General features: G+C 73.6%; 9 protein-coding genes. 8 read left to right on the top strand and 1 reads right to left on the bottom strand.

Annotated elements, in window-relative coordinates:
* Positions 1-76: 76 nt before the first annotated feature.
* Entirely contained in the window at positions 77-385 is a 309-nt protein-coding gene (locus tag AC1MIR_RS04980) for a c-type cytochrome (protein WP_480027083.1), read from the bottom strand.
* 144 nt (positions 386-529) lie between these two features.
* On the opposite strand from AC1MIR_RS04980, the gene AC1MIR_RS04975 reads away from it, so the two are divergent.
* The 8 genes from AC1MIR_RS04975 to AC1MIR_RS04940 all read left to right on the top strand — a co-directional run.
* The gene (locus AC1MIR_RS04975; RefSeq protein ID WP_480027082.1) at positions 530-1,333 is read left to right on the top strand and encodes a GntR family transcriptional regulator; all 804 of its coding nucleotides are present in this window, start codon (positions 530-532) and stop codon (positions 1,331-1,333) included.
* The gene (locus AC1MIR_RS04970) at positions 1,333-3,363 is read left to right on the top strand and encodes a hypothetical protein (protein ID WP_480027081.1); all 2,031 of its coding nucleotides are present in this window, start codon (positions 1,333-1,335) and stop codon (positions 3,361-3,363) included. Before AC1MIR_RS04975 ends, AC1MIR_RS04970 begins: the two co-directional genes overlap by 1 nt.
* Complete coding sequence (locus AC1MIR_RS04965) at positions 3,360-4,151, top strand: ABC transporter ATP-binding protein (RefSeq protein ID WP_480027080.1); 792 nt, start codon at positions 3,360-3,362, stop codon at positions 4,149-4,151. The genes AC1MIR_RS04970 and AC1MIR_RS04965 overlap by 4 nt, the downstream gene beginning before the upstream one ends.
* Positions 4,148-4,927, top strand: coding sequence for an ABC transporter permease (locus tag AC1MIR_RS04960; RefSeq protein ID WP_480027079.1), 780 nt, complete (start codon positions 4,148-4,150; stop codon positions 4,925-4,927). The genes AC1MIR_RS04965 and AC1MIR_RS04960 overlap by 4 nt, the downstream gene beginning before the upstream one ends.
* Positions 4,924-5,691 (top strand): ABC transporter permease, encoded by a 768-nt coding sequence (locus AC1MIR_RS04955; RefSeq protein WP_480027078.1) that lies wholly within the window; start codon positions 4,924-4,926, stop codon positions 5,689-5,691. The genes AC1MIR_RS04960 and AC1MIR_RS04955 overlap by 4 nt, the downstream gene beginning before the upstream one ends.
* Before the next feature lie 29 nt (positions 5,692-5,720).
* Positions 5,721-6,749, top strand: a complete 1,029-nt coding sequence (locus AC1MIR_RS04950) for an ABC transporter substrate-binding protein (protein ID WP_480027077.1) — start codon at positions 5,721-5,723, stop codon at positions 6,747-6,749.
* Positions 6,746-7,771, top strand: coding sequence for a Gfo/Idh/MocA family protein (locus AC1MIR_RS04945; RefSeq protein ID WP_480027076.1), 1,026 nt, complete (start codon positions 6,746-6,748; stop codon positions 7,769-7,771). Before AC1MIR_RS04950 ends, AC1MIR_RS04945 begins: the two co-directional genes overlap by 4 nt.
* On the top strand, positions 7,768-8,012 hold a 245-nt coding region (locus AC1MIR_RS04940; RefSeq protein WP_480027075.1), incomplete at its 3' end, for a Gfo/Idh/MocA family oxidoreductase. The genes AC1MIR_RS04945 and AC1MIR_RS04940, both read left to right, overlap by 4 nt.

The raw sequence follows: 8,012 nt of genomic DNA, 5'->3' as shown, positions 1-8,012 counted from the left end.
GCGGCCCCGGGCGCCCCGCCGCCCGGGGGGGGGGCCCCGGGGGGGGGGGGCCGCCCCGCGTCAGCGCGGGCATCGCTCAGCGGCTCCCGGCGAAATGATCGGCCGCGGCGGCGAGCTCCGCCTCGGTGTAGCCGCGCGCGATGCGGTCCATGATCGTCGCGGGGCGGGCGCCGGCGCGGAAGGCCTGCAGCAGGGCGCGCAGCTCCGCCGCGTCGCGGCCGGCCAGCGCGGGCACCGGCCCCATGCCCGCCCCGTCCGGTCCGTGGCAGCCGAGGCAGCCCTGCGCCACCATCAGCGACGGCGCCGGCCCGGCTATGGCGGCAAGCGGTCCGAGCATGGCGAGGCCCAGCAGGGCGGCTGCGGCGTGCGGCAGGGGAAGGGTCATGGCGTTTCCTCGGCGGCCTGCCGAAGACTAGAGCAGCCCGCGCCCCGGGGGCCAGCACGGCGGGCGGCGGCGTCGGCACGGGGCGATTCGCGTTGACCGTGGAACATCAAAACGTCTAGACGTTCGAAAGGGATGGAGGCGCGCATGGCAGGCGGCGGGCCGCAGGGACGTAACGGCCAGGGACGCATCGGGCAGGGCGGTGGGCCGGCGGCCATCGCGGCGCTGCCGGCCTTCCGCCGCGATCCCGTCGTGCCGCTGCATCACCAGGTGCATGGCCATCTCGGCGCGCTGCTGCGGGCGGGCCGTTTCGCCGCCGGCGCCGCGCTGCCGTCCGAGCCGGAGCTCTGCCACCACTACGGCGTCAGCCGCGGCACGCTGCGCCACGCGCTGCTGGAGTTGGTGCGCGAGGGGCTGATCGAGCGCCACCAGGGCCGCGGGTCCTTCGCGCGGGGCCCGAAGCAGGAAGGCGCCATCGCCGGGTCCTATCGCCGCTTCCGGGCGGAGGGGCCGCCCCTCGATCCCGGCGGGCGCGTGCTGGCGCTGAAGCGCATGCCGGCGCCGGCTTCGGTGGCCCAGGCGCTGGGTCTGGCGCGCGGCCTGCCGGTGTGGCGGATCGAGCGGCTGCGCAGCGTGAAGGGGCAGCCGATCGCCGTGCAGCTTTCCTGGCTGCCGGCGGCGCTCTGTCCGGAGCTCGACCGCAAGGAGCTGGCGCAGCGCCACCTGGTGGACATCCTGCGCGACTGCTGGGGCGTGGAGTTCACGCATGCCGACGAGTTCATCGAGCCGACCGTTGCCGACGCCGCCACCGCGCAGCGCCTCGGCATCGCCGCCGGCACGCCGATGTTCCGGCTGGAACGCCGCACCTACCTGCCGGGCGGCCAGGTGGGCGAGTACCGCCACGCGCTGATGCGCGGCGACATCTATCGCTACCGCGTGGAGCTGCGCTGATGGCCGACTGGCGCGTGGAGGCCGACCTGCCCGATGTCGCGACCGCGGGTGCGCCGCTCGACTTCCGCATCGCGCTCGCCGGCGCCGCGCTGCCGGCAGGCGCGAGGGCCGCGCTGGTCTGGCACTGGCCGGCCGATTGGGATCTGGAGGCGCCGGGCGCGCTCACTGTGCTGGCCGGCGGCGCCGCGATGCCCTGGCGGCGTGCGCGCCGCGCGGACTGGCATCCCTTCGACCATGCGGCGATCGCGACGCTGCCGGAGGGCGGCGCGCCGGTCTTCGTGGCGCGCGGCCTCGGCGTGCAGAGCTTCGTCGAGGAGCGCGCGCCGATCTCCGTCCGGCTCGATCCGCTGGGCACGGATGCATGGGTGGAGATCGCCCGGCTGCATCTGACCGTCCTGGGCGGCGCACCGCATCGCCTGGTCGCGACGGCGCCGAGCGATGTCGCGGTCGGCGAGGCGTTCGCGGTGCATCTCCGGGTCGAGGATGTGTGGGGCAATCCCGCGCGCTTCGCCCCGATGGCGGTGGAGGTCGGCGGCGCGGCCGGCACGCTGCGCGCGGAGCATGGCGCGGTGCTGCGCCTGGCGCTTCGGCTGGACACGCCCGGCGTGCATCGGCTGGCGGCGCGCGGCGCCACGGGCCTCGTCGCGGAGAGCAATCCGATCCTGTGTCACGCTGCGCCGCCGGCGCTGCGCCGGCGCTGGGGCGACATCCACGCGCAGTCCAGCATCGGCTGCGGCGCGCGCTCCATCGCCGACTATTTCCGCCATGCGCGCGACTTCGCCGCGGCGGATTTCTGCAGCCACCAGGCCAATTGCTTCATGGTGACGCGCGAGGAATGGGCGGAGACGGAGGCGGTGACGCGCGCGCTGCACGCGCCCGGCCGCTACGTGACCCTGCTGGGCGTCGAGTGGTCGGGCGAGCCGAAGCTCGGCGGCGACCACAACCTGTATTTCCCGGGCGATGCGGCGGAGCTGCGCCGCTGCAGCCACGCGCTGGTGGCGGACAAGTCCGACCTCGACACCGACCTGCCGCACATCACCGATGTGCATCGGCATTATGCGGGTCAGGATGTGCTGATGGCGGTGCATGTCGGCGGCCGCACCAGCAACCTCGCCTGGCATGCGCCGGCGCTCGAACGCCTGGTGGAGGTGCATTCCACCCACGCCACCTCCGAATGGATGGTGGAGGAGGCGATGCAGCGCGGCTGGCGCTTCGGCATCACCGCCGGCAGCGACGGCGTGGATGGCCGCCCGGCGGCGAGCCATCCCGGCCGGCACGGCGTGCGCAACCTGCGCGGCGGCCTCACCGCCGTGCCGCTGCCCGAGCTGACGCGGCCGGCGCTGTGGCAGGCGATGCGCGAAGGGCGCACCTACGGCACCAACGGCCCGCGTATTCTTCTCGATTTCGCCCGCGCCGGACCTGCACGCTTCCGGATCGGCGTGGAGGGCACTGCGCCCATCGCCGCGATCACGCTGCTGCGCGGCGCTGCGACCGTGGCGCGCGCGGCGCTCTCGCCGCGCGATCCCGCGCCGTCCGACTGGTGGCGCCTGCGCTGGTGGGGGGCGGCGGGCCGCGGCAACTGGTCGCAGACGCGCATGGCCTGGCATGGCGAGGCGACGGTCTCCGGCGCGCTGCTGCTGGACGCAAGACCCTGGCGCTGGGACACGCCGAGCGAAGGCGTCGCGCAGCATGACGCGACGCAGGTCGCGTGGCGTTCCATCACCGCCGGAAGCTGGGACGGCGTGCTGCTGCGCCTGGACGGGATCGCGCCCGGCGCCTCGCTGCGCGTGGCGGCGCCGCCGCTTTCCGCCGACCTGCCGCTCGATGCCGCGCGGGTGGAGCGTGTCGGCGGCGGCGATCCGGCTTCGCGGCTGGTGCTGGAACGCCTGCCGATGCTGGCCGCCTCGCAAGGCTGGACCGGCGAACTGGAAGACCCCGATCCCCGAGACGACCAGCCGCACTGGCTGCGCGTGGAGCAGGAGGATGGCGGCATCGCCTGGTCCAGCCCGATCTGGCCCGCGCCGCCGTGAGCGATACCGGCGCCATCACGGTGCGCGGCGTGGTCAAGCGCTTCGCCACCGATGCCGCGGAAGCGCCGCCTGTGCTGGGCGGCGTGGACCTGGCGATCGCGCCGAACGAGTTCGTCGCGCTGGTCGGGCGCAGCGGCTGCGGCAAGACCACGCTGCTCAACATCATCGCCGGGCTGGACGCCGCGACCGAAGGCGCGGTGCTGGTGGATGGCAGGCCCGTGACGGGCCCGGGCGGCGGCAAGGGCGTGGTGTTCCAGGGCAATGCGCTGTTCCCCTGGCTCACCGCCGCCGGCAACGTCGCCTTCGCCGCGCGCAACCGCGGCCTGTCGCGCGCCGCGGCCGCGGCGACGGCGATGGACCTGCTGCGCCTGGTCGGCCTCGACGCCGCGGCCCGGAAATATCCCGTGGAGCTGTCGGGCGGGATGCAGCAGCGCGTGGCCATCGCGCGCGCCCTCGCGCTCGATCCCGCCATCCTGCTGATGGACGAGCCCTTCGGCGCGCTGGACGAGATCACCCGGCAGGAGATGCAGGAGGAGCTGCTGCGCGTGTGGGAAGCGCGGCGCAAGACCGTGGTCTTCGTGACGCATTCGATCACCGAGGCGATGGTGCTGGCCGATCGCATCCTGGTGATGGCGCCGCGCCCCGGCCGCATCGTGCTGGAGCGCCGCCCCGGCGTGAAGCGGCCGCGCCGCCGCGGCGACCCCGCGCTTGCGGGCCTGGCCGAGGAGATCTGGGAGGCGCTGCGCGACGACGCCTGGACGCCCAAGCCGGCGGAGATCCCGGCATGAGGCGCGCCGCGCCCGCACTGCTGCTGGCGGCGCTGCTGCTCCTGGCCTGGGAGGGCGCATCCGCTGCCGGCCTGCTCTCGCCGCTGCGCTTCCCGCCGCCCTCGAAGCTCGCGCGCAGCTTCCAGGAACTGGCGATGGAAGGCTTTCCCTTCGGCGCGCTGCTCGGCGACCACGCGCTCATCACGCTGCAGCGCGTGCTGACGGGCTATGTGCTGGCGGTGCTGCTGGCGGTGCCGCTCGGCCTGCTGATCGGTTCGTCGCTGTTGCTGGACCGCATGACGGCGCCGGTCGTCGCCTTCTGCCGTTCCGTCGCCACGCTCAGCCTGCTGCCGCTCTCGCTCGTCTGGTTCGGCACCGGCGAGCCGCAGAAGGTCTTTCTCATCTTCTACGGCTGCTTCTGGGTGATGCTGTCGAACGTGATCGCCGGGATCAAGCTGGTGGACCCGCTGCTGCTGCGCGCCGCGCGCAGCCTGGACACCAAACCGCAGGATCTGTTCTTCCGCGTCATGTTGCCCGCGGCGCTGCCGCGCATCGCCGCCGGCGCGCGCGTGGCGCTCGGCATGGGGTTCGTGGTGATCGTGGGCGCGGAGATGATCGGCACCACCATGGGGCTCGGCGCGCTGATCATGGAGGCGCGGACCTTCTACCGCAGCGACATCACGCTGGTCGGCATGGTCTGCATCGGCGCCATCGGCTTCGCCATCGCCGCCGGGCTGACGCGGCTGGAAGCCTGGCTGATGCCCTGGCAGCGGCCTTCGGCGGAGAAGCCCTCGTGAAGGCGCGGCTGGAAGCCTCGCCCGTGCTGGCCGGCACGCTCGGCACCGCCATCCTGCTGCTGGCCTGGGAGGTCTGGGCGCGGCTGATCTGGCGCGACCCCACGACCTTGCCCTCGCCCACGCAATCCGTCGCCGTCGCGCTCGGGCTGATCGGCCCGGCGGAACTCGCCACGCATGTCCTGGCCAGCCTCTGGCGCATCCTGGCCGGCTTCACCCTGGCGGCCGTCGCCGGCATCGCCGCCGGCATCCTCTGCGGCCGCAGCGACCTGGCCGAGCGCATGCTGCGCCCGATCCTGGAGGCGCTGCGCCCGATCCCGCCGCTGGCCTGGATCCCCATCGCCATCGTCTGGTTCGGCCTGGGCGAGGGATCGAAGATCTTCGTGATCTTCCTCGGCGCCTTCTTCCCGGTCTTCACCGCCGCCTGGCGCGGCACCTCCCTGGTGCCGCCGGTGCTGATCGCCGCGGCGCGCAGCATGGAGGTGCGCGGCGCCGCGCTGCTGTGGCGCATCGTGCTGCCGGCGGCGCTGCCCGACATCGCCGTGGGGCTGCGCGTCGGCTTCGGCCTCGCCTTCGGCGTGCTCGTCGCGGCCGAGCTGATCGCGGCCGAGCGCGGCATGGGCTACCTGGTCATGGAGGCGCGCCAGCTCGGCCAATTGGGCGTCGCGATCTTCGCCATATTCCTGATCGGCCTGGTCAGCCTGCTGGCCGACCTCCAGCTCGCCGCCATCATTCGCCGCACCGTCGGGCGCTGGCGTCCGGTATAGTGCCTGGAACGACAGAGGGAGGAAGAGACATGCATCGCAGGACCATTCTCGCCGGCTTCGGCGCCGCCATCGCCGCGCCCGCGCTGGCGCAGTCCCGGCCGGAGACATCCAGCCTCGCGCTCGGCTTCGGGCTCGATCCCGTCTTCGCGCCGCATATCGTCGCGATGCAGAAGGGGTGGCTGCGCGAGGCCGGCTTCACCGAGGTCACCACGCGCAGCTTCACCGGCGGCGCGCTGGCCGGGGAGGCGCTGATCTCCGGCGGCATCCAGCTCTGGACGCCGGGCAACCTGCCGCCGATCTCCATGGCGCATACCGGCATCCCGATCGTCGTGCTGGGCACCAACTGCATCGCGACGGCGGCGGAGCTGCTGGTGGCGCGCAAGGATGCGAACATCCGCGCGCCGGAGGATCTCTATCGCATCCGCATCGGCCTGCTGGCCGGCTCGACCGCCTCCGCCACGCTGCACAACCTGGCGAAGCACTACAACCTGGATGAGCGCCGGCTGCAGGTGGTGAACATGCCGCCGCCCGAGCAGCTCGCGGCGCTGAATGGCGGGCAGATCGGCGCGCTGCTGTGCTGGCAGCCCTGGGGCTACAACGCGCTGCGCAGCGACGCCAACGAGCTGCTGCACAGCGGCACGACGAGCAATTTTTCTTCGAACCGCGGCGCGGCGGTGCAGGTCTCGGCGACGCGTTCGATCTTCGTGGCCTCGCAGGATTTCGTGAAGCGCAATCCGAACGCGACGCGCGCGCTGATGGCGGTGCTCGTACGCGGCCAGCGCTACGTCGCCGATCCCGCGAACCGCGCGGAAATCCTGCCGATGATCGCCGAGCAGACGCGACAGCCGCGCGAGCTGGTGGAGGCCATCTGGGGCCAATACGCCTTCGATCCCGTCTTCGACCAGGCCTATGTCGCGGACATGGAGACCATGACGGCCTACCTCGTCGCCTCCGGCCGCGTGCGGCAGGCGCGCAACCCGCTGGACTACACCTACACCGACCCGGTCGCCGCGGCCGATGCGGCGCTGGTCAAGGTGCCGGGCCGCTGGAAGCCGTGACGCCGCTCGGCGTCGCCATCGCCGGGGCGGGCTTCATCGCGGAATACCACCTCGCCGCGCTGGCCCGCCTGCCGGAGGTGTCGCTGCGCGCGGTGATGTCGCGCCGGCTTGCATCCGCGCAGGCCGTCGCGCGGCGCTTCGGCATCGCCGACGCCACGGACAGCCTGGATGCGCTGCTGGCGCGCCGCGATGTGCAGGCGGTGGTGGTGGCGACGCCGGACGACACGCATGAGGCCGTCGCCACCGCCTGCCTCGCGGCCGGCAAGGCCGTGCTGCTGCAGAAGCCGATGGCCGGCGACAGCGCCGCCTGCCGGCGGCTGATCGCGACGGCGGCGCGCACCGGCAGCGACCTCCAGGTCTCCTGGATGCACCGGTATTTCGAGGAAGTGGACGCGGCGCGCGCGCTCATCGCGCAGGGCGCCATCGGCCGCGTCACCTCCATCCGCCTGCGCAACGCCACGCCGGGGCCGGACTGGGGCGCCTGGTTCTTCCAGGCCGGGCGCGTCGGCGGCGGCGTGGTGCTGCAGCTCGGCGCGCATGGGATCGACCTGCTCGAGCACATGTTCTGCAGGATCGCCGCCGTCTCCGCGCGCACCGCCACGCTGGTGCCGGTGCGGCGCCTGGCCGATCGAACCGAGGTGCGCGTGGAGAACGCCGACAGCGCCTGGGCGACCTACATCCTCGCCGATGGCATCGTCGCCAGCCACGAGATGTCGCTGATCGAGGCGGCCGGCTGCGACCGCTTCCGCATGGAGATCTACGGCACCGACGGCACGATCTGGCTGCGCACGGAGCGCGGCCGCCTCGCGGTCTTCACGCGCGACCATGGCTGGCGCGTGCCCGACCTGCCGCAGGCCGGGCTCGGCGTCGCGCATCATCGCCACTGGATCGCCGGGCTGCTCGGCACCGCGCCGAAGGCCGACACGGCGCGCGCCGGGCTGCGCAGCCTGCTGGTGGCGGAGGCGATCGCGCGGTCCCATGCCGCTTCGGGCGCCGAGACCAGGGTGGAGGACGGCCGATGATCCGGATCGCCATGCTCTCCTTCGCGCATTACCACGCGAATTTCTGGGCCGAGGAATTTTCCGCGCAGGACGGCGTGGAGCTTGCCTGCATCTGGGACGACGACGCGGCGCGCGGGCAGGATGCGGCCGCCCGCTTCGGTACGCGCTTCGAGCCCGACCTCGCCGCCGCGCTCGGCGCCTGCGACGGCGTCGCGATCTGTTCCGAGACGCGCGGCCACCTGCCGCTGGCCCGCGCCGCGGC

The sequence above is a fragment of the Falsiroseomonas sp. RANM36 genome, assembly GCF_056682175.1.
This window is presented reverse-complemented; position numbering and strand designations above follow the sequence as displayed.

Bases quoted from the DNA above. Each gene is read 5' to 3' on its own strand.
- AC1MIR_RS04950 (WP_480027077.1), top strand. From the start codon at position 5,721: ATGCATCGCAGGACCATTCTCGCCGGCTTCGGCGCCGCCATCGCCGCG.
- AC1MIR_RS04975 (WP_480027082.1), top strand. From the start codon at position 530: ATGGCAGGCGGCGGGCCGCAGGGACGTAACGGCCAGGGACGCATCGGG.
- AC1MIR_RS04960 (WP_480027079.1), top strand. From the start codon at position 4,148: ATGAGGCGCGCCGCGCCCGCACTGCTGCTGGCGGCGCTGCTGCTCCTG.
- AC1MIR_RS04980 (WP_480027083.1), bottom strand. From the start codon at position 385: ATGACCCTTCCCCTGCCGCACGCCGCAGCCGCCCTGCTGGGCCTCGCC.
- AC1MIR_RS04970 (WP_480027081.1), top strand. From the start codon at position 1,333: ATGGCCGACTGGCGCGTGGAGGCCGACCTGCCCGATGTCGCGACCGCG.